The organism is Stenotrophomonas sp. Sm10 (assembly GCF_030985515.1).
GTDB classification, from domain to species: domain Bacteria; phylum Pseudomonadota; class Gammaproteobacteria; order Xanthomonadales; family Xanthomonadaceae; genus Stenotrophomonas; species Stenotrophomonas hibiscicola.
In genome coordinates this window covers 58,111-81,774 of record NZ_JAPTFO010000006.1, presented here as the reverse complement: position 1 = coordinate 81,774, position 23,664 = coordinate 58,111, and the positions used below count along the sequence as shown (strand labels likewise).

The window sequence follows — 23,664 nt, the reverse complement described above, 5'->3', positions numbered from 1 at the left end:
GCTCAGCGCAGCAGGTACTGGTTGAGCAGGTTTTCGTAACGCTCCTGCTTGCCGCTGGCCTGGCGCGGTTCGCCGAGGCGGGCGGCCAGTGCCGCCAGGTCCGGCAGGCTGAGCGTGCCACGCTCGAAATCCTGGCCGGCGCCGGAATCGAAGCTGGCGTAGCGCTGCGCACGCCATTGCTCCCAAGGAGACTCGGTCAGCAGTGCATGGGCAACCTCCAGGCCGCGTGCGAACGCGTCCATGCCACCAATGTGGGCAATGAACAGATCCTCCAGGTCGGTCGACTCACGGCGCACCTTCGCATCGAAGTTCAACCCGCCCTCCAGCCCACCCTGGCGCAGCACGACCAGCATCGCGCCCACGGTGTCGTACAGATCGCTGGGGAACTGGTCGGTGTCCCAGCCGTTCTGCGCGTTGCCGCGGTTGGCATCGATGCTGCCGAGCAGGCCATGATCGGACGCGACCTGCAGGTCGTGCTCGAAGGTATGGCCGGACAACGTGGCGTGGTTGGCCTCGATGTTGAGCTTGAAGTCCTTGTCCAGCCCGTGTTCCTTCAGGAAGCCCACCACCGTGGCACTGTCGAAGTCGTACTGGTGCTTCATCGGCTCCATCGGCTTGGGCTCGATCAGGAAGTTGCCCTTCAGGCCGATGCTGCGGCCATAGTCGCGGGCCATGGTCAGGAAGCGTGCGAAGTGCTCGATCTCGCGCTTCATCTGCGTATTGGCCAGCGACGCATAGCCCTCGCGCCCGCCCCAGAACACGTAGTGCTCGCCACCGAGTTCGACCGTGGCCTCCAGGGCGGCCTTGACCTGCACCGCGGCGCGGGCCACCACGGCGAAATCGGGATTGGTCGATGCACCGTTCATGTAGCGCGGGTGCGAGAACAGGTTGGCCGTGCCCCACAGCAGCTTGACGCCGGTGGCCTCCTGGCGCGCCTTGGCCAGGCCCACCATGTGCGTGAGGTTCTTCTGGTACTGGCCGATATCATCGGCATCCGGCGCCAGGTCGATATCGTGGAAGCACCAGTACGGCACGCCCAGCTTGGTGAAGAACTCGAACGCCGCGTCCACTTTCGCTTCGGCCGTGGCCAGCGGCGAGCCCGCCTCCCACGGGAACTGCCGGGTACCCGGGCCGAACGGATCGTGCCCGGCATTGCAGAAGGTATGCCAGTAGCACACGGCAAAGCGCAGATGCTCCTGCATGGTCTTGCCACCGATGACCCGGTTTGCATCGTAGACCTTGAAGGCAAGCGGATTGTCCGAGCCCTTGCCCTCGAACGGAATGCGGCCGATGCCGGGGAAGTATTCCTTGGCGCCGATGAAGGGCTGCGTGCTCATGGTGCGTGCTCCTGTCGTTGTACGGGGTGTCGTGGAGGAGCCATCAGCCGCGCTGCAGCGGCGTGATGGCATCAAGATGACTGAGGAAGCGTGCGTAGGCCCGTGCATAGGCATCGCTGCGGTCCGGATCCGGGCGCGCGGAGAGCGTGGGATCGACGGTGACGTGCCGTGCGGTGATGTCGCTGATCGAAGTGGCGTTGCCCTGCGATCGGGCGAGCGACCACAGCGCCTGTAGCGCCGCTCCAAACGCCGCGCCTTCGGCCTGCACCGGGACCTCCACGGGCAGGCCGAACACATCGGCCACCAGTTGACGCCAGGCAGCGCTGTTGCTGCCACCGCCGGTGAGTACGATGCGATCAAACTGCATGCCCGCGCGGACGAAGGCGTCGTAGCCGTACCTCAGGCTGTAGGTCGCGCCCTCCATGGCGGCGCGGTAGAGGTGCGCCGGAGTGAAGTTGGCGGTGTCCAGGCCGGCCAGCACACCCTTGCCGAGCGGCAGGTCCGGCGTACGCTCGCCATTGAGGAAGGGCAGCATCACCAGCCCGCCTGCTCCCGGTGGCGTCGCGCGCAGGTGCGCATCGCCGTCGCGAGTGCTGAAGCCGAAGGCACGGGCCACCTGTTCGGTCGCCACGGTGCAGTTCATGGTGCAGATCAGCGGCAGCCATCCTCCCGTGGACGAGCAGAACGCGGCCCAGGCGCCGTCCGCGTCGATCACCGGCGCGCTGGAATAGGCGAACAGCGTTCCAGACGTTCCCAGGCTCATCGCCAGGCGTCCTTCGGTGACGCAGCCAGTGCCGATCGCGGCCATCATGTTGTCGCCGCCGCCAACGGCCACCTTCACCGCCGCTGCAATCCCGAGCGCGGCCGCGGCCTTCGGCGCGATATCAAAGAGGGCGTCGGGTGCGGCGATCGGCGGCAGGCAGGCGGCAAGATCACGATCAGGATCGGTGGCGCGCAGCAGTTCCTGCGACCAGGTGCGTGTGCGCACGTCCAGCCAGCCGGTTCCGGACGCATCGCCAAGCTCGCAGAACCGCTGCCCGGTCAACACGAAATTCAGGTAGTCGTGTGGCAGCAGGATGGTCGCCAGCCGCGCATAGGCGTCGGCACGGTGGATCCGGGTCCAGGGCAGCTTGGACGCTGTGTAGCCGGCCAGGATCGGGTTGCCCGCCAGCGCGATGGTCCGTTGGAATCCTCCCACGGCGTCCATGATCTGGATGCATTCGGCCGAGGTGCTGGTGTCGCACCACAGCTTGGCCGGCGCCAGTACCTCGCCGGCATCATCAACCGGCACGAACCCATGCTGCTGCCCCGATACCGCCAGTGCGACGATGCGAGCGCGCAGCGAGGGGTCGATCCTGGCAAAGCAGTCGCGCAGGGCCGACACCCAGTCGGCAGGCGCCTGTTCACGGCTGCCGTCGGCACCGCTGTCCAGCGTGAGCGGCGCGCTGGTGACGGCGGCCACCGCTTGCGCCTGCGGGTCGTAGACCAGCACCTTCAGGCTCTGCGTCCCTGCATCGATCCCTGCAACCAGACCCATCGAAACCGCCTCCGATCAACAAAAAGGTAGCGCTAACATTCCGTGGACTCAAAAAGGGGGCGTGCTGTCCGGCCCCCTCGTTGCCACCGCATGCGTCATCGCCTGCGGTGTTCCCGCACTGTAACCAGCTGCAGCGGAAAAAGCGTGCTGCAACGCAAAACCTGCTATGCGTTTGCTGCCGTCGAACGCCACACGTCAACGCCGGACCTGCAGTACTGCGCGATGAACTCCGCCTGGGTCGGCATCTGCGCGGCGGCCTGCTGCACCGGCTGCTGGATGCCCTTCAACAGGGTGCGCAGATCGGCGTCGCTCACTGCCCGCGCCAGCGGATGCGGCGGGCCTGGCGGAATGCCCTGCCCGAGCAGCACGCTGGTCCAGGACTCGATGCGGAACAGCTCGCCGGGGTCCTGCCAGGCGTGCGCACGCTCGCGCCACGCCTGCAACCGGTGCTGCAGCGATCCGGGCACGCTCATCTCGCGACACGCCTTCCACATCGGTTCGGTGCGCTGCGTTGCGTGATAGTGCAGGATGATGAAGTCGCGCACGTGCTCCATTTCCTGGCGGCTGACATCGTTGTACAACTGCACCAGCGACGCACTGATGCCGTCGAACGGGAACAACTGGATCAGGCGCACCACTGCGCTGATCGTCAGATGGATGCTGGTCGACTCCAGCGGTTCGATGAAACCGCTGGCCAGCCCGAGCGACACCACGTTCCTGTTCCACGCCTTCAGCCGGCGTCCACTGCGGAACGGCACCTTCCATGGATCGCGCAGGGGTGGAGCCCCTGCATCGCGCAGCAGTTTCGCGGCGGCCTCGTCATCAGACAGATGGCGGCTGTCATACACCAGCCCACAGCCAACGCGGTGCTGCAGCGCGATGTGCCAGCGCCACCCCGCCTCGTGGGCGATCGCCCGGGTATAGGGCACCGGCGGCGCCACCGCTTCGGTCTGCACCGCCACGGCCTGGTCGCACGGAAGCCATTCGTGCCAGTCCTCGTAGCCGGTGCCCAGCGCCTGCTCGATCAGCAGGCCACGGAACCCCGTGCAGTCGATGAACAGATCGCCCTCGATCACCTGGCCGTCGTCCAGTACCAGCGCCTGAACCGAGCCGTCGTGCGCGTGCTGCCTGACCTGGGCGATCCTGCCTTCGATCCGGCGCAGGCCGTTGGCCTCGGCCCTGCCGCGCAGGAACCGCGCATACAGGCTGGCATCGAAGTGATACGCATAGCTGGCCTGCGGCTGGGTGTGCAGCGAGAAGCGGTCGCCGCGCGACGCGATGCTCTCCAGGCAGAAGTCGCCCAGGTCCGAGGGCATGCCGCGGCGCAGGCTGTCCAGCCAGAAGTGATGGAAGGGAGCCGCCCAGGTGCCATGGCCGATGGTGCCGAACGGATGGAAGAAGCGATCCCCCGGCAGCCGCCAGTTCTCGAACGAGATCGACAGCTTGAAGGTGCCGGCCACCGCGCGCAGGAACTCCTGCTCGTCAATCTGCAGGAAGCGATGAAAGGTGCGGATCGGCGGCACGGTGGACTCACCGACGCCGACCGTGCCGATCTGCTCGGACTCGACCAGCGTGATCTGCAGCTGGTCACGGAACTGATGCGCCAGCGCGCAGCCGGCCAGCCATCCCGCTGTACCGCCACCGGCAATGACCACCTTGCGGATGCGCCCTGCAGGCGTGCTCTCGGTATCCAACGCGGTGCCCTCTCTCAACGGTTGAGCCTGCCCAGCAGCATCGCGCGCATGCGGCGGGCGCGCTGCTCGTCGAACGGTGCCAGATCCCCGCGCGCGGCGTCAGGCAGGTGCTGCCCCGCGCGCTCGCCGGGGCCGAATACGTAGTAACGGAAGAGCCCTTCCCAGGCCTGCTTCTCACGCGCTGGCAGGTCGCGCACGGACCACATCGCGTGCTGCAGCGCCGCCAGCGGCGACCCCAGCCAGGCCGGCGAGCTTCGCCACCAGTAGTTCACCAGCACGTTGAACGGCTCCAGGCTGCGTACATGGTGCCACCACATGCTGGGAATGAAGATCGCATCGCCGGGCCCAAGCACCGCAGTGCGCGCCTGCGCCAGCGCCTCGCGGAAACGTGGATGCCGATCGAAGTCTGGCTGTTCGAAGTCCACCACGCTGACCACCTGTCCGCCCGGCGTGGGATCGAGCGGGCCCGGATAGAGGTTGTCGATCTGGGCGGGCGGGAACAGGGTGAACTCACGCCGCCCCACCGCGCAGCAGGCGAGGTTGTCGGGTGTGTCGAAATGGCACGAGGCCGTCACCCGGTTGCCGATCCAGATGCTGGCGGTGGCGTCGATGCCCTGCTTCGCCAGACCGGCGTCGTTGGCCTGCGCGAATGCCGGCAGCAGTGCCCGCGCAATCGGCAGCGAGGCCACGTAGTAAGTGGGCGGTTGCGGAGCATGCAGCGTCATGGCGATCTCTTCCAGCACCTGGGCCAGCACGCCGCGTCGCACTTCGAAGTTCAACCGGGTGAAGTCCGCGCTGTAGAACGGGCGCCCCCCGATCTCGGGGCCGCCGAACGAGTACTGGATGGGCGCACCCGCATCGACGCTGCACAGGTACGCCATTGCGTCCTGCACCCCGCCCAGTCCGGCCTGGACCAGCGGCCAACCGCTGGCGATGCCGCGCAGTACGACCGGCTCACCGGCCTCCACCAGGTCAGCCAGTGGCAAGGCGGCAGGATCGATGCCTTCCAGGATCCGCATCGGCAGGGTGGCCTGCACCGGTCAGTTCCTGGCCGCCTGCGCGGTGCCGTCCTGGACGCGGAGACGGCGCTGCTTCTCGGCGATCAGGCGGCGCATGTTATGCAGCGAGGCAAGCATCAGGTACGCACCTTCCAGGTAACCGGCGCGGTTCAACGCAGCCAGGCGTGAACTGTCCAGCGCCGCCAGGCGCTCGCGGTCAATGCCGTGCAATCCGCTCACGCTCACCCGGTGGTGCGGCGCGATCTGCACGTCGAGCGTGACCGGCTGGATGAGGCCGCAGTCGTCGAGCATCGCGAACATTGCGGCCGCGTACGCGCTGCCCTCGTGGATGCCGCGCAGCACGCCGGCGATGTGGTCCAGGTAGGGCGTGTTGCCGCCCTGCGGCAGGAACACCGGCTCACCGGCGCCGGCGGTGACGCGCGGATGGTCCAGGTCCACGTGCATCACCGCATCCTGGGTGAGCAGGCCATCCACGTAGTGCTCCTGGAACCCGATCAGGAACGGCCCTTTGGCGGCCGCACCAGGCAGGTAGGAGGCATTCCAGCGCCCGTCCTGCAGGAACAGGTTCTCGTGTTGCTCGAAACCCAGCAGGGCCACGGACTGCCACGCTTCTGACCCGGTTTCCCTGCGCAGGAAGATTGGATACTCACGCTGCAGTTCAGCGAACTCGCTGGGATAGGCCGGCACCATGCCCACCGCATCGCCGAACTGCGGCCCGAATCCGGTGGCGACCTTCAGGTCCCGATGCGCGATGTTGTTGAGCATTTCGTAGCGGGCCATCAGGGTATCCAGTCCAATGCGGGTTGCTGGCCGGCAGGGTAGCGCAGGCGCGACAGGTGCGGCGACACCGTCCCGGCACGGCACCGCTGGCGGGCAGCGGTGCCGTGCCGGACGCATCGGCAACCAGGTTCAGAACTTGTAGCGGACGCCCAGCATGTAGCGCGGGCTCTGGTCTGCCAGCTTGACGATCATCTGCGACGTGCGCGAGCGCCACCGCACATCCTCACCGGTCAGGTTGATCGCCTCCAGGCTGAAGGACCAGTGGTCATCGAGCGCGTAGTTGACGCTGAGATCCCACTGCTCGTACGGCTCCACATAGTACGGATTGCGGCTGGAGCCCTGGTTGGCCAGGATCAGGTACTGATCGCGCCAGTTCCATGCCAGTCGCACCGACCACCCGTACTTCTCGTACATCAGCATGGCGTTGGCGGTGTCGCTCAGGCCGGTGAGCGAGAACTGGTCGATACCCGGATCGCCGCCGTTGTTGTAGCCGACGTCACCTTTCACCACCGTGTAGTTGGCCAGTACGCCGAACCCGGTGTCACCGAAGAAGTACTGCCCGCCCAGCTCCCAGCCGTGCAGCTTGGACTTGTTCTGGTTGATCGGGCGATTGACGTTGAACTGGTACAGCGGATCGTTGGCCTGCCCATACAGATCGTAGGCCGCTTCGGTGGCCAGCACCTGCGCATCGGTGCCGTTGTAGGCGCCCAGCCCGGCGGGATTGTTGCGCAGCAACGCCAGTGCGGTGAACAGCGAGGTGTCGTTGGCCGAGCAGGCAGCGGCATTGGCCGGCCCGACCTGGGCGACGCAGGCGCCGCTGGTCAGGAAGTCCAACGCCGCCCGCGCATCCGGCCCGGAGGTCGGGTCGGTGAGGCCGTACAGGCTTTCCTGCACGACGGTGTTGCCGATGAAGTTGCTGACCGACTTGTTCCAGTAGGTCAATGACACATAGCTGGCGTCGGCGAAGTACCACTCCAGCCCCAGGTCGAGGTTGTCCGATTCCAACGGCTTCAGGCTCGGGTTCTGCGAATTTCCGCTGGCGCGCGACGAGGGATCGATCAGCACCGAGCCGAACGGCTGCTGGGCCCCGGGTCCCGCATAGAGATTGCCGTACGGCGCGCGGGCGATGCTCTTGCCGAACGAAACGCGGCCCTTCAGCTCCTCGGTGAAGTCGATGCTGAAATCAAGGTTGGGCAGGATGTAGCTGTACCGCGCCTTCTCCGTGAAGGGCTGCTGCTCATCGGACAGCACGATGCGGAAATCGTTGTTGGCCTGCCACTCGATGGACTCGGGGACGGCAATGACCGAGGTCGACACCACGTCAGTGGTTTCATAGCGCACGCCCAGGCGGGTGTTGGTGCGCATGCCACCCAGCTCCCCGTCCAGCTCCACCTGGAAGTACGCCGCCTTGGTCTTCTCTTCCACGAAGTTGTCGGCCGCGCGTTGCGGGTTCACACCCAGGCCGACGCCGTACTCGCGCGATGCCCATTGCGCGAGCTGCCCGGCATTGCCGCGCCAGGCCGGCCAGCTGTTGGCACTGTAGTCGTCGAACAGGCCGACGATGCTGACCGGCTGCAGCAGGTCCATCAGGCCTGCGGCGGTATCCCGGTCCACGTTGGCCACGCCCCAGTCGCCCAGGGTCGAATAGGCCTCGGCGGCCTGGATGCGGTGGGTGGTGGACTTGTTGGTGTCCACGCCAAACTGGAAGCGGCCGTGGTCGAAGTTCCATTCGCCATCGACGCGCGCCTGCTTGATCTCGCTGATCTGGGTCTGCGCGTTGACGCGCAGCACCTGCGTGCCAACCTCGCCTTCCTGGAAGCCCGGGTTGACCACGCCATTGGTCCCGGCGACCGCATCGGCGGTGCTGGGATACCAGACCTGGGTGCCAACCGGCAGGCCATTGTTGAAGTTCAATTCCTGCACCCAGGAGCCGCCACAATGCGGGCCGCGGGTGCAGTTGTTGGTGCCGGCGATGCTCATGAAGATCGAACCACCGCCGGTCAGCGGATCATTCGGGCGGCTCTCGTTCTTCGAGTTGTGCGCATCGAAGCTGAGCTTGAAGCGGTCGCTGACATTCCAGACGGCGTTGAAGCCCAGCGAGCCCAGCTTGTACTCCTGCATGCTGCGCTGCTGTTCCAGGCCGAAATCCTTGGTGCCGGCGATTTCACGGATGTATACCGGCGTCGCGACGGCGCCACTGGTGTCGAACTCGACGTTGGTGTAGTTGCTGTTCTGCAGCCACATGCCCTGCTCGCCGCGATTCTCGGTGATTTCGTTGGTCGAGTAGGTGTAATCCACGGTCAGGGTCAGGCTGTCCGTCGGTGCGAACTGCAGCACGGCCTGGCCGTTGACGCGTTCGCGTTCGAATTCGGAGAACGCGTAGCGCAGGTCGTTGGGCCGCGCGTAAAGCTGGCCGACGGCCGGGGCATTGACCACGGTCGGATTGCCCGGCATCGACCCTGTCCACGGCTGCACGTTCCAGTAGTTCTCCGTGGCCTGCACCGAGCCACCCTTGCGCTTCTGCTGGCTCGCGCTGAGGCTGACGCCAAAGGTCTTTTCCGGATTGCTGTAGCTGAAGATGCCCGACAGCTCCGGTGTCAGGTCATTGTCGAACGGCTGGCTCTGGTCGGACACCAGCTTCGCCCCGGCGTTGGCCACGATGCCGGCGTGATCAAGCGGGCGCGAGGTCAGGATGTTGATCGTCGCACCGATGCCACCGCTGGGCACCTGTGCCTGGCTGGTCTTGTAGACCTCGATGCCATTGATGGCCTCGGCGGCCAGTTGCGCGAAATTGAAGGCACGGGTGCCGCCGTCGACACCGCCGATGGCGACCTGTCCAGAGGCACCGAATGCATCGGCACCCGGCATCTGCCGACCGTTGAGCGTGACCATGTTGAACTGGGGGCCGAAGCCACGCGCGGTCACCTGCGCGCCCTCGCCGTCACGGCGCTCGATGGAGATGCCGGTGATGCGCTGCAACGACTCGGCAAGATTGGTATCGGGGAACTTGCCGATGTCCTCAGCGCTGATCGCGTCGACCACGCCCGCCGAGTCGCGCTTGATGTCCATGGCCTGGCTCAGGCTGTTGCGTATGCCCGTGACCTGCACTGCATCGAGCTGGGTGGGCTGCGACTGGCTCTGCGGCTGCTGCCCGGTCGCCGGTGCTGCGTCCTGCGCAAAGGCAGGATTGATGACCAGGGCGCCACCCACGAAGGTGAACATGGCCCGTGACCGGAACTTCGCCAATGCGCGGCTCATGAACCGGACCTCGGGGCCAGGGTGCCGCGGAAACTGCAAGTGCTCATGAAAGTCCCCTCTGACATACGATCGAATGGATGTACCGCCCCCTCCCAGGGGCACGCACGGGCGTGGCCCGCATTCCAAACCGAACAGCACGGGTGCTCGGGCACGCCGCGACTTACACTTGCTTTTCAAGCCTGCCAGGACAAACACGCGGCAAAGAAGGCAGCCCCTGGACCTTGAATCCCCGTCCGACTGGTAGCGCTACCATCGCGTTGCAGCGGAGAGTAATCACCCCGGTTCGCGCTTGTCACCATGCAGCGCAGCAAACCAGCAGCGCGCGGCACAGCTCATGACCCGGCTGCTGCTGCATCCGGTCAGGCGCACCCGACGTAGGAAGGATGCCCGCACTTGCGGGTCATCCAGAAAGGAACGCACCGTGAACGCTCTTCAGCGCATCGCCGCCGCAGTCGGCTTCGCCCTACTCGTTTCGTCCGGCTCCTCAGTTTTCGCCGCTAACGCCGTCATCGTGGGCGGGGCAGAGATGTACCCCACCAGGACCATCGTCGAGAACGCCGTCAATTCCAAGGATCACACCACCCTCGTTGCAGCGGTCAAAGCAGCCGGCCTGGTCGACACCCTCAACGGCGCCGGGCCCTTCACTGTTTTCGCGCCCACCAATGCGGCCTTCGAAAAATTGCCTGCAGGCACTGTCGATAGGCTGGTGAAGCCGGAAAACAAGGCACAGCTGACCCGGATCCTGACCTACCACGTCGTCCCGGGCAGCTACAGTTCGGCGCAGCTTCTGGCCGATGCCCGCAAGCACGGCGGCAAGGCCACCCTCAAGACCGTGCAGGGTGAGCCTCTCACCGTAGCGCTCCACGATGGCAAGCTCTGGATCATCGACGCAAAGGGTGGCAAGGCAGGCATCAGCACTGCAGATGTCAGCCAGTCCAACGGCGTCATCCACGTGGTCGACACCGTGCTGATGCCCAAGTAGGCGTCCTCATGCAACGGGCATCCGGCGCGATGCCCGTTGCCCGGGCCGGTCATGCCGCCGTCAACATGCGGATGCGCGGCCGCATGGCGTAGTGGCTACCACACCGGTCCCAGCAGCTTCGTCACTTCGGCCTCCAGTTTCTGCGCGGCCTCGTCCTGGGAGGCGACCTTGATGCACAACCCCGACTGCGCCGGCCCCGGCACCAGCTGGTAGCGGTTGATGGTACCGCCACCGTCGCCGTCCAGCGCTACCCGCGCCACTACCGTTCGGCCATTGGCGTGGAAGGTCCAGTCCTGATAATCAAACATGCTTCAGTAAGTGTGCGGCCAAGATGTCATCCCACTTTAGGCGCCACGACAGTGAAGAACGCTCCAGGAGGATGTTCAGAGCGCGTGGACATGATGACAACAGGGCCTATGGCAGTGTCCGCGCCAACTGCAGGACATCGGCGAAGAAGGAGGGATAGTCGTCCTGTGGAGCGCTGTGGGTGTCGCGCCGGTGGACCAGACGCACGGCGACCACCCGCTGTCCCGGGACGATCATCAGGTATTGGCCCAGGTAGCCGTTGGCGGCAAAACCGACGACCGGTCCCCGTGTGATGTCGTAGAGATCGGCGAGCTTCAGGCCGCGCGCGGAGATCTGGCTGGCGTAGCGCTGGGACCAATCCGCGCCCAGCTGATTGGCGAGGAAGGCGACCAGTGCGCTGCGGCTGTCGAATACTCGCCCTGCGCTGGCCTGCAGTGCGCGCTGTACGTCGTCGTCCACGCCCCTTTTCACCAGCAGATCCCGTAGCCGGGGCTTGAGCTGGTAGCGTTCCCAGGCCGGTACCCGCCACCACAGCAGCCCAACATCTGGCGCACGGGCGCTTTCGGTCGTCATCAACGCGACCGACTGCTCACTCAGGAGACGTTTGCCATCCGGCGCCACGCCTCCGTCCAGCAACAGTTGCCCGATGGAGGCAAGATCGGCCGCGCGCAGGGACAGCCCGGCCATGCCCAGCGGGGTGCCTGCCTCATCCTTCATCCAGGTGTAGTGGGCGATGCCCAGGGGCTTGAACAGGCGCGCGTCCAGATAGGCATCCAGCGGCTCGCCTGCCAGGCGCTCGACAATACCGGGCAGCAGGTTGGTGGCCTTGTTGTTGTAGGAGAACACGGTACCTGGGCCATCGCTCAGCTCGGCGGCCAGTGCCAGCTTGACCAGGTCCGGGGCCCCTTCCAGCTCTTCGCCCGCGTTCGCCACGTTCTGCAGGCCCGAGGTATGGTCCAGCAGCATGCGCACGGTAATGGCGCTCTTCCTGCCCTGCTTCCATTCGGGATAGATCTGGCTGACCGGCGTATCGATCGAAGCCAGCTTTCCTTCGTCCAGCAGCAACGCAATGGCCAGCGCGACGACCGACTTGGTGGCCGACATCAGGTGAACCGATTCCTGCCCCGCGGCGGGCTTCAGCTCAAGCAGCGTCTCCCGGTCGTGCATCACCAGGACCGCATCGGAATGCGCGGCGCGCGCGTTGCGCTCGATCGCGGCAAGGGCATCGGCACGTGTCGCCGCTTGGCTGGGCCCGGCGATGCCGAACACCAGGGCCAGGGCGCAGGACAACCAGCAGGATCTTGGCATCGCAATCTCGTCCAATGAGTGTGTGCGTAGCGTGACTACATGTGTAGTCACACTGCAGTGCCTGAAGTCATGGCCCGCTTGAGTGCTGAACGTGGGCTGGGCGCCGCCCCCGGCCCACCTGCAACGCGGTCGACGGCAGCGGTCGCCATGCCGCGCCGCACGGTATGATGCGGCGACCCGGAACCTGCGATGATTGCAGCGGCCGCCCATCCGCTGATCGCGCGCGCCAGGCCCCCCCCCTGCGCCGGGGTCGCTGCAGGTGCCGCTGAAGCCCCACTCCATGCTCGCCCCCCAAGCCCCCCTCGTGATCTGGGCAGCGGTTGCCGTTGCTACCATCGGCCTGCTGTTCCGTCCTTTGCGCATCCCCGAATATGTGTGGGCGTTGGGCGCTGCCGCCCTGTTGCCGTTGCTGGGCGCGGTGTCGCTGCATACCGCATGGGGCGCGGTGGCCGAAGGCCGCGACGTCTACCTGTTCCTGGTCGGCATGATGGTGCTGGCCGAACTGGCGCGGCGCGAAGGCCTGTTCGATTGGCTGGCGTTGTACGCGGTGCGGCATGCGGGCGGATCGGGGCGACGCCTGTTCGACCTGGTGTTCCTGGTCGGCACGCTGGTGACGGTGTTCCTGTCCAACGATGCAACGGCCGTAGTACTGACGCCGGCGGTCTACGCCGCCTGCAAGGCGGCGCGCGCCAATCCCCTGCCCTACCTGTTCGTCTGTGCCTTCATCGCCAATGCGGCCAGCTTCGTGCTGCCCATTTCCAATCCAGCCAACCTGGTGGTGTACGGCCAGCACATGCCGCCGCTGCTGCAGTGGCTGGCGCAGTTCGCGCTGCCGTCGGCAGCGGCGATCGGCGCCACCTATCTGGTCCTGCGCTGGGTGCACCGGCGCGAGATCGCCCAGCCGCTGGTGGCCGCGCCGGTGCATCGCCCGTTGACCGACGGCGGCCGACTGAGCGCACTGGGCGTGCTGTTCACCGGCACCGTGTTGCTGGTCACGTCCGCCTTGAACGGGCCATTGGGCCTGACCACGTTCTGCGCGGGCACGCTGAGTGTGGCGGTGGTGGCGATCCGCCAGCGGCGCAGCCCGCTGCCACTGCTGCGCCACGTGTCCTGGGGTGTGCTGCCGCTGGTGGCGGGACTGTTCGTGCTGGTGGAAGCGGTGGCGCAGACCGGTGTCATCCAGACCGCGGCCAGCGCGCTGCAGGCCGTGGCGCAGGCATCTCCCCGCCAGGCCAGCTGGCTGGCCGGTGGCGCGGCTGCGCTGCTGAGCAATGTGGCCAACAATCTGCCGGTCGGCCTGGCCGCCGGTTCGCTGGGGCAGATGGCCGACCTGCCGGCGCAGACCCGTGCCGCATTGCTGGTCGGCGTGGATCTGGGGCCCAACCTGTCGGTCACCGGTTCGCTGGCCACGATGCTGTGGCTGGTAGCGCTGCGCCGCGAGGGCGAGCATGTCAGCGCGCTCGACTTCCTGCGTGTCGGCGCGCTGGTGATGCCGCCGGCGTTGATCGGAGCACTGCTGCTGCTCTGATCGGCGCGCGAGCGGCATGCGCTGCTAGCTAGAAGGCCACCTGCAGGCGGGTGTTGAAGGTGCTGCCTTCATCCCTGCCCTGGCCGGTGCCGCTGCGGTTGCGGGTCTGCCAACGGATCGCCTCGAACATCACGCGGCTGAAGTCGTTGAGATACCAGTTCGCACCCAGCGTCCACGCGTGGCCGGTACCGCCACTGGGCAGCTCGGCATAGTCGACGTCCTCGTAGCGCCCTTTCAGTTCCCATGCCCCGGCGCCGCCGCGGGTGACAGGATCGGCCACCTTGACCCGGCCCCAGGTGCCGGCCTTGCCCGAATAGGCCGGCCTTGCACCGGCCAGGAACCAGCCAGCCGAAATCGCCCAGGCCTCGTGGTCCAGATCGTAGTGCCCGCCGGCGTCGGCCCCGCGCAGGTTGCGCGTACCCCATTCGCCGGTCGCCCAGGCCTGCCCGAAGATGCCTGCCAGTTCCGCGCCATAGGCCGTGCTGCGCTCGGCGCCCAGCAGTGTGCCCGGCGCGATCTTTACCAGGTCGTTGAAGTGCCCGGCGATGGCCGAACTGCGGACGACGCCGCTGGCGCCTGCGGCGATCTCCTCGTGGAAGGCCCAGGCCCCCAGGTGCACCGTGACCGCGTCGTTGGCCACCGGGTTCCAGTGCACGCGCGTGGCCCAGGTCTGGCTGTCGTTGTCGGTGCCGGCGTTGTTGAGATCGTTGCCGGCCACCGACAGGCTGGCATGCCAGTCCTTGCCGTACACGCGCTCGGTCAGGCCGACACCGAACAGGCCGCGCTGCGGCAGCATCAGCGTGCCGACCACGTTTCGGTCCTGGAAAGGCGTGTTGGACGTGCTGCTGGAGCCGTCGATACCCCGGTCGTTGAGGCGGTTGCCCACGGTCAGGTCGGCCGGCAGCCCGAACAGGCGGTGTTCCACGGTGGCGTAGACCGACTTCCACGCCACCGCGTTGTCCGCGAAGTCACCTTCCACTGCCCAGCCGAGGATACCGTAGCGGCCTTCGGCGCCCAGTCGCACCGAGCGGATCTCGGTACCGGAGATATTGCGGTCACTCACTGAGGATCCGTCGGTGCTGGATGCGTCGACGAACAGGCGTCCGCGCGGACGGAACGCCACGGCGCCATCGGCACTGCTGAACTCCGGCGCACCCTTGGCCCAGGAGACCTTCGGCAGTCTGGACTGGCTGGTTTCCAGTGCGGCCACCCGCGTTTCCAGCGCAGGTGGGGGCGGCGTTGACGGTGCGCCCGCACTGCCCTGCCCGCCCTCCACGGCACGCAGGCGCGCCTCCAATTGCTGGATCTGCAGTGCCTGCTGCTGCACCAGGCGTGACAGCTCAGCCTGGCTCAGCGACGCGGGCAGCGAGGACGTGGACTGTGCGTCGGCATGGCCACTGGTCAACAGCAGGCCGAGCGCGACCGACAGCGCTGCCAGCGGCAGCACGGTGGAATGGTTCATGGGCTCTCTCTCCGGCCAGCCGGCCGCCTGGCCCGGCGCTGGCCTGTTGCGGTGGTGCGGGGGAAGATCGGGGGAGGAACCGCCGGATCGGCCCGGCGGCGCGGCAGGCGGGCTCAGCCCGGCCCGGTCAGCTGGTGGCCTGTGCCTGCGCGTTGGGACGCCAGGTGATCAGCTTGTTCTCGACCACGTCCAGCAGCGCGTCGATGACCAGCACGAAGGCGGCCAGGATGATGATGCCGGCGAACACACCCACGGCATTGAAGTTGCCCTCGGCCTGCGCGATCAGGTAACCCAGGCCCGCCGAGGCCCCGAGGTACTCACCGATGATCGCGCCGACCACCGCGAAGCCCACCGAGGTGCGCAGCGAAGACAGGATCCAGCTCGCCGCTGCGGGGAAGTAGACATGGCGCAGCAGGTCGCTGCGGCTCGCCCCCAGGATGCGGGCATTGGCCAGCACCACCGGATTCACCTCGCGCACGCCCTGCATGGCATTGAAGAACGTGGTGAAGAACACCAGCGTGACCGCCAGCGCCACCTTCGACCACAGCCCCAGGCCCAGCCACAGCACGAAAATCGGCGCCAGCACCACGCGCGGAATCGCGTTGAAGCCCTTGATGAAGGGATCGAGGATGCGTGCCGAGCGGCGGCTCAGGCCGAGCCAGACGCCGCCGGCCACACCCAGGCCGGTGCCGATGATGTAGCCCAGCGCGGTTTCGGTCAGCGTGATGTAGACATGCTGATAGAACGAGGTATCGGACAGCCAGGTCCAGGCCTGCTGCACGATCGCTGTTGGCGAAGGGAAGAAGAACGGATCGATCACGCCCAGCGCGATACCGCCTTCCCAGCCGCCGAAAACGGCGACCACCAGCGCGAGCTGGATGAACTTGTCAGTCTTGGCGTGCATAGCTCTTCTCCACTTCGCCGCGCAGGCAGGCCCAGATATCGCGGTACAGGTCGGTGAAACGGTCATCCAGCTTGATTTCGGCCACGTTCCTCGGCCGTTCCAGATCCACATCGAAACTGCGCACCACGCGGCTGGCCGGGCCGGAGGACAGCACCACCACGCGGTCGCCCAGGGCGATCGCTTCTTCCAGGTCGTGGGTGATCAGGATCACCGAGCGCCGGTCTTCCTGCCACAACCGCAGCAGCTCGTTCTGCATGAGGTGGCGGGTATGGATGTCCAGCGCCGAGAACGGCTCATCCATCAGGATCACCTTCGGCTCGACGATCAACGCCTGGGCCATCTGCACGCGCTTGCGCTGGCCACCGGACAGCTGGTGCGGGTAGCGATGCTCGAAGCCGGCCAGGCCGACCTTGGCCAGCCAAGCGTTGGCCTTGGCCTTGCGTTCGGCCTCGGGCACACCACGGAAGCGCAGGCCGAGTTCAACATTCTGGTACGCGGTCTTCCACGGCAGCAGCGCGTCCTGCTGGAACAGGTAGCCGACCGACTCCTGCACGCCGCTGACGGCACGGCCATCGATGCTGACCTGGCCCGACGACGGCTTCAGCAGGCCCGCCACGGAATTGAGGATGGTGCTCTTGCCGCAGCCGGTCGGCCCGACGATGGCAAGGAACTCGCCGTCACCCACCTGGATGTCGACATCGCGTACGGCGGTGAATTCGCCGAAGGACATGGTCACCTTGTTGATGGCGACCATGGTCTGTGCAGGCTCCAGCTGCGGCGCGCCATTGAACTGGCGCACGGTGGCATTGAGGGCCATGGGTTACCTCCGCTTACGGTTGGGCAGCCGGCGCCGCAGCGTTGGCACGCTCGACGAAGGCATTGGTGTAGGTCCGGGACAGATCGATATCGGCCTTGGCGACATCCGTGTTGAACTCACGCAGCACCTTCAGCGGTGTTTCCAGATCGGCAGGCGTGAAGTGACCGTCCCGGGTGAAGATCGCGCGCGCGTTCTCCACCGCGCGGGCATAGGTGGCGCGGTCACCGGAGACGTAGCTGTCCGGCAGCGCAGCGACGATGTCTTCAGCACTGTTGTCGGCGATGAACTTCAAGGCCATCTGCTCGGCGCGGGCGATCTTCTCGGCCGCTTCGGGGCGCTTGTCCAGGAAGCTCTGGTTGGCGTACATCACCGAGGTCGGGTACAGGCCGCCATAGACCTGGCGGGCGCCGTCATCGCTGCGCGCGTCGAGGAGGATCCTGCCGACCTTGCGCTCGGTGATCAGGGTGGCGGCGGGATCATAGTTGACCAGCAGGTCGATCTTGCCCTGCTCCAGCGCGGCCACTGCTGCGGCGCCCGAGCCGACCCCGATCAATGAGATGCTGTCGGCCGGAATATCGTGCTGGGCGAGGAAGTGACGGACGAAGAAGTCGGACGAGGAGCCCGGTGCGGTGATCCCGACCTTCTGGCCCTTGATGGTCTCCGGGCGCGCCGGATCGAAGGTGGCATCCTCGCGGCCGGCCATCACCAGGCCGGAGTTGCGCGAGAGCAGTACGAAGGCCACCACGTCCTTGCCCTTGGCCTGCATCTGGATGGTGTGGTCGTAGAAGCCGACGGCTACGTCGGTGGAATTGGCCACCAGCGCCTGCAGCACCTTGGAGCCGCCCTGGGCGAAGTTCTCGGTCTTCACCTGCAGGCCGACGTCCTTGAAGTAGCCCTTGGCGTCGGCAATGAAGAACGGCAGGTTGTTGAGGTTGTAGGAGCCGACGCTGATGCGCACCGGTGCGTTGTCGCTGCTGCCGGCGGCCGCGCCTTCCACGCGCCCGCTGTTGCTGCATCCGGCCGCGGCCAGCCCGGCCACGCACAGCGCGGCCATCAAGAACTGCTTGTACATCATCCCTCCCAGGAGTGAAGCATCTACGTTGTAATGGCGGGCATGCGCGTCTACGCAGGCCCGTCCGGGTTCAGATCATGCCGCTGACGTCCATTGGCGGGCTTGGGTGGCACTGGCCGTGGCGGGCGCGGGCGAAGTCGCGTACACGCGCCCCTCGAACAAGCGGCGTGCGGTGCGGACCACGCTGGCAATCACCGGCGAATCGCCCGAGCTGCGACTGAGGCCCACCTCCAGCGCCCCACTCGGATGTTCGAGGGTAATGCTGCCGGGAACGGACCGGCATCCGACCAAAGTGTGGGCCAGCGTGCCCGGCGTGACGGCGGCGGTGGCCAGGCCGACCGCGCCGGTAATGGCCAGTGCGGTGTGGCATTGGTGCGGCATGAAATAGCGCACCTGCAGATCGCCGCCGTGTTGCGGCGCCGACAGCAGCACCGGCTTGGGAATGACCTTGTTGCCGGCGTCGGCGATGCCCATGCGGGCGCCCGCCTCGATGCGCAGCGCTTCCAGCCGGCGCATGAACGCCGCGTCCGCGTTCAGTTCGGCGGGCGAGGCATCACCGCGCACGCCCAGGTCTTCGGCACGCACCAGCATCATCGGCATGGCGCAGTCCACCAGGCTGGCCGGCACGCCATTGATGGTTTCCTGCGCATGCCCGCTGGGCAGCAGCTTGCCGGTGCGGGCGCCTGCCGCATCAAGGAAGGACAGCCTGACCGGCGCGGCTGAGCCCGGCGCGCCGGCAATGCGCGTATCACCGCGGTAGGCCACATTGCCGCCCGGCGTTTCCACCGTGGCGATGATCAACTTGCCGGTGTTGACGTTGTGGATGCGCACTTCGGTCTGCGGATCCTGCGCCTGCACCAGCCCACGCTCGATGGCATACGGGCCTACGGCCGCCAGCATGTTGCCGCAGTTGGGCGAGGTATCCACCACTTGCTGCTCGACCCGTACCTGGGCGAACAGGTAGTCGACATCGGCGTCCGGGCGGCTGGAGCGGTCGATGATCGCCACCTTGCTGGTCAGCGCGTTGCCACCGCCGATGCCGTCGATCTGCAGCGGATGTCCCGAGCCCATCACTTCCAGCAGCAGGCGATCGCGTTCGGCGGTGTCCGCCGGCAGGTCGCTGGCCAGGAAGAACGGGCCCTTGGAGGTGCCGCCGCGCATGAGCACGCAGGGAATGCTGAGCAGATCGTTGGACATACGTGTGCTAGATTGATGCGTATAGGGGATGAATGACCCCTCTGTGATTCGATACTGGCATGACCCCAATTGATCTGTGAATTGCTGATTTTTGGATGATTGATACCTAATGAGCATCAATTGCGAAATCCTCGATCTGCGTGCGTTCCTGCTGGTGTCGGAGACACGCAGCTTTCATCGGGCCGCGGAAATCCTTCACGTCTCCCAGCCCGCACTCAGCCGCCGGATCCAGAAACTGGAGCAGGCGGTGGGCTCGCCGCTGCTGGAGCGCACCACGCGCAGCGTCAGTACCACCGCTGTCGGCGAGAACCTGCTGCCACTGGTGCGCCGCATGCTGGAGGAATTCGATGGATCACTGTTCTCGCTGCGCGGCCGCGAAGACACCCGCGGCGCGACAGTGACCATCGCCTGCCTGCCGACGGCGGCGTTCTACTTCCTGCCCAGCGTGATGGCGCGTTTCCACGAAGCGCACCCGAACGTTCGCTTCCGCATTCTGGATATCCCGGCCACGGAGGGTCTGCAGGCAGTGGAGCGTGGCGAAGTCGAGTTCGGCATCAACTTCATGGGCGCCAACGATCCGAATCTCGATTTCGACGTACTGGCAGAGGACCCGTTCGTGCTGGCGTGCCGTCGCGATCATCCGCTGGCGCGCAAGCGCAAAGTGGAATGGGCCGACTTGGCCGAGCACCAGTTGATCACCGTGCATCGCACCAGCGGCAACCGCACGCTGCTGGATGGTGCGCTGGCGCGCGAGAACCTCAAGTTGAGCTGGCACTACGAAGTGACCCACCTGTCGACGTCACTGGGCATGGTCGAGGCGGGCATCGGGGTGTCGGTGCTGCCGAAGATGGCTACGCCAGATGGGAATCACCCCACCCTGGTGACGCGCGCGATCGGCAACCCTGTGGTGTCACGCACGATCGGCATCGTCCGCCGGAGGGGCGCCCTGCTCTCGCCCACCGCCGAGCGGTTTCTTCAGATGCTGATGAGCCAGTGGCGCGGGAACGTCTAAGACGTCTAAGGCGCTGGGCGTCTGACCGACATGTCATGGTCTGGATCCGCACCAAAGGCTCGCCTCGATGGTGCGCAGCACGCACGCCCCCCGCCGCGTATTGGGCGAAAAGTCCTCGGCATACAGCATGGGCTGGTTGGCCGGGTAAGCGCCTGCCCGCGAGTACATCATGCGCACCAGACTGGACAGCGTGTTCACGCTACCCACCGATGATCGCGCATTGCTGGCACCGCGCTGTTGCTGCAGAGCCACCGCCGGTGGCGGCCCATCGGTGGCATCGACGTCGGCCACGCCCACCTGGTCAATCAGGCGGCGTGCATAAGGTGCGACGGATTCGAAGTCAGGAGATCAATGCGTTTGGCGCACTTCAATCGCCCCTGGATTCAATGGCACTGCTGCGCGACATCGATGCCGTCTCTATGCTTCATGATGAGCGCCTCCAGTCCCGAGGGCTCTCCAGAACTCGGGCCGGGCTTTGCCGGGCTGACCCTCCGGGATCAGTCTCGATGTCATCTGATCTTGAAGCTTGGCAATGCCTGGCGCACGTCGGTCTGCGTACCCAAAGATATCGAGGGCGAGCGGGTCATGCCCGTTCTCTACCAGGAGTAATCGAACCTGTCTGCACCGCAGTTCGAACACGCTCGATTGCGGGGGGCCTGCTTCGATGGTAATGCCTTTCGATGCGTTCGCCCGAGCGAAGGCAATCGCATCGTCGCGAAGCATCTTGAATGTTTCTGGTGGAAGTGAGCGGAAGGTTCTGAGCTCAGATTCGAGAGAGGTTGGATACGTTATCCAAACGATTCCTGCCGCAACCACCAAGCCCAGGAGCGTGAGGGAGGAGATCAGAATCTTCATTCTGGAGCCTTCATTCGACCTGTCTGAACCTTGGCGGTACCCACTACGCTGACGTGCCAAGCTGCGAAGTACAATCCGCCCACCGCATGGTTCATCGTGACGTCTGCGCCAGCTCCGCACAACCCTGCCTGGGGAAGCCGGCCAGCGGCCGGCACTACCAGGTCAATCAACCTGCGGTTTCCAGTCCCTTGCCCGCCGCATCCACCCGCAGCGAGGCCAGGTAGCGGGCGTACTTGCCGACGAAGATGCCAGTGAACCCGCCTGTCAGCAGCAGGTAGGCGGCACTGAAACCGGCATGGGCGGCCAACGACGGCGACACTGCAAATGCAACTTCGAAGCCGTACTTCACCAGGAAGGTGGCCAGCAGCAGCGGCAGCAGGCTGAAGTCCGCGCTGCGCCAGAGCTTGCCGGTGCTGCGGTCCAGCGTCAGCTTCAATCGATTCAGCAGCAGCCAGGCAAGCGCCGCACCCGTGGCGATGCCGGCCAGCCACTCGCTCCACGCGATCAGCGACGCGCCGAAGCGATGGCTGATCGACCACGCGCCCCAGACGGCAAACAGGGCGGGCACGATCGCCAGCTTCTGCAACGAGGTCTCGGCCGGCTTCATGGCGGCGATGCCACGGGTGACCAGGAAGGCCAGGAGCAGCCAGACCCAGAACGGCGTCTGCGAGGCGAGGTGCTGGAGCATGTTCATGAGCGAACCCTTTGGTGAGTGGCGGCGAGGTGCGCTCGCCTTGGTGCTCACTATTCGCTTCCGCCCCGGTTGCAGCCAGTGACAGCTGTCAGCCTTCGGGGATTACGCTGCGGGCACTGGAAATGCGCTGCCGGTACTGCGCCATCCAGTCCAGCGATGGTGCAACACCGCCGAACGGGTAGAAATGCGGGCTGACCGGGCCATGGGCGCTGGTCAGCCCCTTCACCAGGCGATCAACGAACACCTCCGGCCCCGCCGTTCCCAGCAGCCGGCCAATCGAGATGCCATACCTGGCCAACATCGATGCACTGGCGCCCACGCCGCACATCGCGGCATAGCGCAGCAGACGGGAGATGCTGGCTGGGCCCGGCACACCGACCAGCACCGGAACGGTGATGCCACGCGTGCGAAGTGCATCCAGCCAGGCCAGCACGAGATCGGCATCGAAGGCGAACTGGGTGACGATCACTGGCGCCATGCCGCGCGTTTCGATGCCCTGGCATTTGCGTTGAAGCACCTGCCAGCGTTCTTCGCTGCTCATTGCCGGATGCCCTTCCGGGTGGCCGCCGATACCCACGACCTTGATGCCGTATTGCTCCAGAAGACCGGTCTGGATGATTGAAGCACTGTCGGCAAACGGTCCGGCGGGCGTGGCCAGGTCGCCCGCGATCAGCAGGCAACGCTCGACCCCGGCTTCGCTGGTGGCGCGCTCCAGGAAGCGTTCAAGCGCTGTGCGTGACCCGATGCGCCGCGCGGAGAGATGCGGCATCGGCTCGAATCCGAGCGCGCGCACGGTGCGCACGGCGGCCAGGCGGGCGTCGTCATCCTCGCTGGCCAGCCAGGGAATGGAGATGACCGTACCGCGCGGGATCCGATCCGCCTCGGCGCGCAGCGCGGGCATGGCCTTCGCGCTGACTTCCAGTGAAAAGGCGTTGATGAAGGCTTCCGCGTGCGCTGAGGTACCGGCCGGCATCAGCGCGCCTCGCGTGCATTGCCGGCAAGCGGCGAGCTGTTGCGGGCCAGTTCGATGAAGGCCTGCAGGTAGTCGATACCGGTATCGGCCTCGCGCGCGCCCAGGTAGATCTGCTTGGGGATGCCCTTGGCGCCCAGGCGCACGGGCACCACGTCCATGCGCGTGGCGTACTCCTCCACCAGCCAGCGCGGCATGGCAGCCACGCCGCGGCCGCTGGCCACCATCTGCATCATGATGTCGGTGGTTTCGATGGCCTTGTGGCGCCGCGGCGTGATGCCGGCCGGCAGCAGGAACTGGTTGTAGATGTCCAGGCGCTCGAACGGCACCGGGTAGCTGATCAGCACTTCCTGGCCGAGCTGGCGCGGCTTTACGTGGTCCACCTTGGCCAGGGCATGGTTCCCGGCCACCACCAGCACCTGTTCGTAGTCGAACACCGGAATGAACTTCAGGCCCGGCTTCAGCAGCGGGTCGGGGGTAACCAGCAGGTCGATCTCGTAGCCGAACAATGCGCCGATACCGCCGAACTGGAACTTCTGCTTGACGTCCACATCCACGTCCGGCCATGCCGCCAGGTAGGGCGAGACAATCTTCAGCAGCCACTGGTAGCAGGGATGGCACTCCATGCCGATGCGCAGCGCGCCACGCTCGCCCTGCGCGAACTGGCGCAGGCGCTCCTCGGCCAGGTCCAGCTGCGGCAGCACCCGGTTGGCCACTGCCAGCAGGTACTGTCCGGCCTGGGTCAGCCGCAGGCTGCGACCCTCACGCAGCCAGACCTCGGTACCCAGCTGCTGCTCCAGCTTCTTCATGCTGTGGCTGAGCGCCGACTGGGTCAGGTTGAGCACGCCGGCGGCGGCGGTGAGCGAGCCCTGCTGCTCGACCTGCTGCACGATGCTGAGGTGGATGCGCTCCAGCATGACGATGAATCTCAC

The 23,664-nt window shown here is 66.2% G+C and carries 20 protein-coding genes and 1 pseudogene; 3 read left to right on the top strand and 18 right to left on the bottom strand.

The genetic code is table 11. The annotated features are described in order from the left end of the window. Window positions 1-2: 2 nt before the first annotated feature. From xylA to O0J15_RS03200, 6 genes are all read right to left on the bottom strand, one after another. Complete coding sequence (gene xylA, locus O0J15_RS03225; RefSeq protein ID WP_134729237.1) at window positions 3-1,337, bottom strand: xylose isomerase; 1,335 nt, start codon at window positions 1,335-1,337, stop codon at window positions 3-5. 43 nt (window positions 1,338-1,380) lie between these two features. Continuing rightward, window positions 1,381-2,874 carry a xylulokinase gene (gene xylB / locus O0J15_RS03220; RefSeq protein WP_019659737.1) on the bottom strand — a complete coding sequence of 498 codons (1,494 nt, stop codon included), beginning with the start codon at window positions 2,872-2,874 and terminating at the stop codon, window positions 1,381-1,383. A 164-nt stretch (window positions 2,875-3,038) separates the two neighbouring features. Further along, window positions 3,039-4,568: a tryptophan 7-halogenase gene (locus tag O0J15_RS03215; protein WP_308305073.1), complete on the bottom strand. Its 1,530-nt coding sequence runs from the start codon at window positions 4,566-4,568 to the stop codon at window positions 3,039-3,041. 14 nt (window positions 4,569-4,582) lie between these two features. Beyond that, the gene (locus tag O0J15_RS03210) at window positions 4,583-5,605 is read right to left on the bottom strand and encodes a cupin-like domain-containing protein (RefSeq protein ID WP_308305067.1); all 1,023 of its coding nucleotides are present in this window, start codon (window positions 5,603-5,605) and stop codon (window positions 4,583-4,585) included. A 3-nt stretch (window positions 5,606-5,608) separates the two neighbouring features. Then, window positions 5,609-6,367 (bottom strand): SapC family protein, encoded by a 759-nt coding sequence (locus tag O0J15_RS03205; RefSeq protein ID WP_155029563.1) that lies wholly within the window; start codon window positions 6,365-6,367, stop codon window positions 5,609-5,611. Window positions 6,368-6,496: 129 nt separating this feature from the next. Further along, window positions 6,497-9,625 (bottom strand): TonB-dependent receptor, encoded by a 3,129-nt coding sequence (locus O0J15_RS03200; protein WP_164143766.1) that lies wholly within the window; start codon window positions 9,623-9,625, stop codon window positions 6,497-6,499. A 421-nt stretch (window positions 9,626-10,046) separates the two neighbouring features. Here O0J15_RS03200 and O0J15_RS03195 point away from each other — a divergent pair, with 421 nt between their 5' ends. Then, window positions 10,047-10,607 carry a fasciclin domain-containing protein gene (locus tag O0J15_RS03195; RefSeq protein ID WP_155029565.1) on the top strand — a complete coding sequence of 187 codons (561 nt, stop codon included), beginning with the start codon at window positions 10,047-10,049 and terminating at the stop codon, window positions 10,605-10,607. A 95-nt stretch (window positions 10,608-10,702) separates the two neighbouring features. Here the strand turns inward: O0J15_RS03195 and O0J15_RS03190 are convergent, their stop codons facing one another. Together O0J15_RS03190 and O0J15_RS03185 are read right to left on the bottom strand one after the other, a co-directional pair. Continuing rightward, window positions 10,703-10,915 carry a hypothetical protein gene (locus O0J15_RS03190; RefSeq protein WP_100478162.1) on the bottom strand — a complete coding sequence of 71 codons (213 nt, stop codon included), beginning with the start codon at window positions 10,913-10,915 and terminating at the stop codon, window positions 10,703-10,705. 106 nt (window positions 10,916-11,021) lie between these two features. Further along, complete coding sequence (locus O0J15_RS03185) at window positions 11,022-12,203, bottom strand: serine hydrolase domain-containing protein (protein WP_308305072.1); 1,182 nt, start codon at window positions 12,201-12,203, stop codon at window positions 11,022-11,024. Between the two features lie 298 nt (window positions 12,204-12,501). On the opposite strand from O0J15_RS03185, the gene O0J15_RS03180 reads away from it, so the two are divergent. Beyond that, window positions 12,502-13,749 (top strand): arsenic transporter, encoded by a 1,248-nt coding sequence (locus O0J15_RS03180; RefSeq protein ID WP_099487185.1) that lies wholly within the window; start codon window positions 12,502-12,504, stop codon window positions 13,747-13,749. A 28-nt stretch (window positions 13,750-13,777) separates the two neighbouring features. Here O0J15_RS03180 and O0J15_RS03175 read toward each other — a convergent pair whose 3' ends face one another. The 5 genes from O0J15_RS03175 to O0J15_RS03155 form a co-directional block, all read right to left on the bottom strand. Then, window positions 13,778-15,211, bottom strand: coding sequence for a porin (locus O0J15_RS03175; protein ID WP_308305066.1), 1,434 nt, complete (start codon window positions 15,209-15,211; stop codon window positions 13,778-13,780). A gap of 127 nt (window positions 15,212-15,338) precedes the next feature. Continuing rightward, on the bottom strand, window positions 15,339-16,115 hold the full coding sequence (locus O0J15_RS03170) for an ABC transporter permease (protein ID WP_005409726.1): 777 nt from the start codon (window positions 16,113-16,115) through the stop codon (window positions 15,339-15,341). Beyond that, entirely contained in the window at window positions 16,099-16,932 is an 834-nt protein-coding gene (locus O0J15_RS03165) for an ABC transporter ATP-binding protein (RefSeq protein ID WP_014647218.1), read from the bottom strand. The genes O0J15_RS03170 and O0J15_RS03165 overlap by 17 nt, the downstream gene beginning before the upstream one ends. A 13-nt stretch (window positions 16,933-16,945) precedes the next feature. Further along, window positions 16,946-18,004: an ABC transporter substrate-binding protein gene (locus O0J15_RS03160; protein WP_111098466.1), complete on the bottom strand. Its 1,059-nt coding sequence runs from the start codon at window positions 18,002-18,004 to the stop codon at window positions 16,946-16,948. Between the two features lie 75 nt (window positions 18,005-18,079). Next, a complete protein-coding gene (locus tag O0J15_RS03155) occupies window positions 18,080-19,201 on the bottom strand; it encodes a 4-oxalomesaconate tautomerase (protein ID WP_308305065.1) in 1,122 nt (373 codons plus the stop codon). A 109-nt stretch (window positions 19,202-19,310) separates the two neighbouring features. Here O0J15_RS03155 and O0J15_RS03150 point away from each other — a divergent pair, with 109 nt between their 5' ends. Further along, window positions 19,311-20,213: a LysR substrate-binding domain-containing protein gene (locus O0J15_RS03150; protein ID WP_308305064.1), complete on the top strand. Its 903-nt coding sequence runs from the start codon at window positions 19,311-19,313 to the stop codon at window positions 20,211-20,213. Between the two features lie 81 nt (window positions 20,214-20,294). On the opposite strand, the pseudogene O0J15_RS03145 reads toward O0J15_RS03150, so the two are convergent. From O0J15_RS03145 to O0J15_RS03125, 5 genes and pseudogenes are all read right to left on the bottom strand, one after another. Continuing rightward, window positions 20,295-20,552, bottom strand: a pseudogene (locus tag O0J15_RS03145) (hypothetical protein); the annotation flags it as partial. Between the two features lie 78 nt (window positions 20,553-20,630). Beyond that, on the bottom strand, window positions 20,631-21,068 hold the full coding sequence (locus O0J15_RS03140; RefSeq protein WP_308305063.1) for a hypothetical protein: 438 nt from the start codon (window positions 21,066-21,068) through the stop codon (window positions 20,631-20,633). Between the two features lie 166 nt (window positions 21,069-21,234). After that, the gene (locus tag O0J15_RS03135) at window positions 21,235-21,762 is read right to left on the bottom strand and encodes a DUF6622 family protein (RefSeq protein ID WP_308305062.1); all 528 of its coding nucleotides are present in this window, start codon (window positions 21,760-21,762) and stop codon (window positions 21,235-21,237) included. Between the two features lie 88 nt (window positions 21,763-21,850). Next, entirely contained in the window at window positions 21,851-22,735 is an 885-nt protein-coding gene (locus tag O0J15_RS03130; protein ID WP_308305061.1) for a methylenetetrahydrofolate reductase, read from the bottom strand. Next, window positions 22,735-23,649 (bottom strand): LysR family transcriptional regulator, encoded by a 915-nt coding sequence (locus tag O0J15_RS03125; protein ID WP_021202382.1) that lies wholly within the window; start codon window positions 23,647-23,649, stop codon window positions 22,735-22,737. Before O0J15_RS03125 ends, O0J15_RS03130 begins: the two co-directional genes overlap by 1 nt. Window positions 23,650-23,664 lie beyond the last annotated feature (15 nt).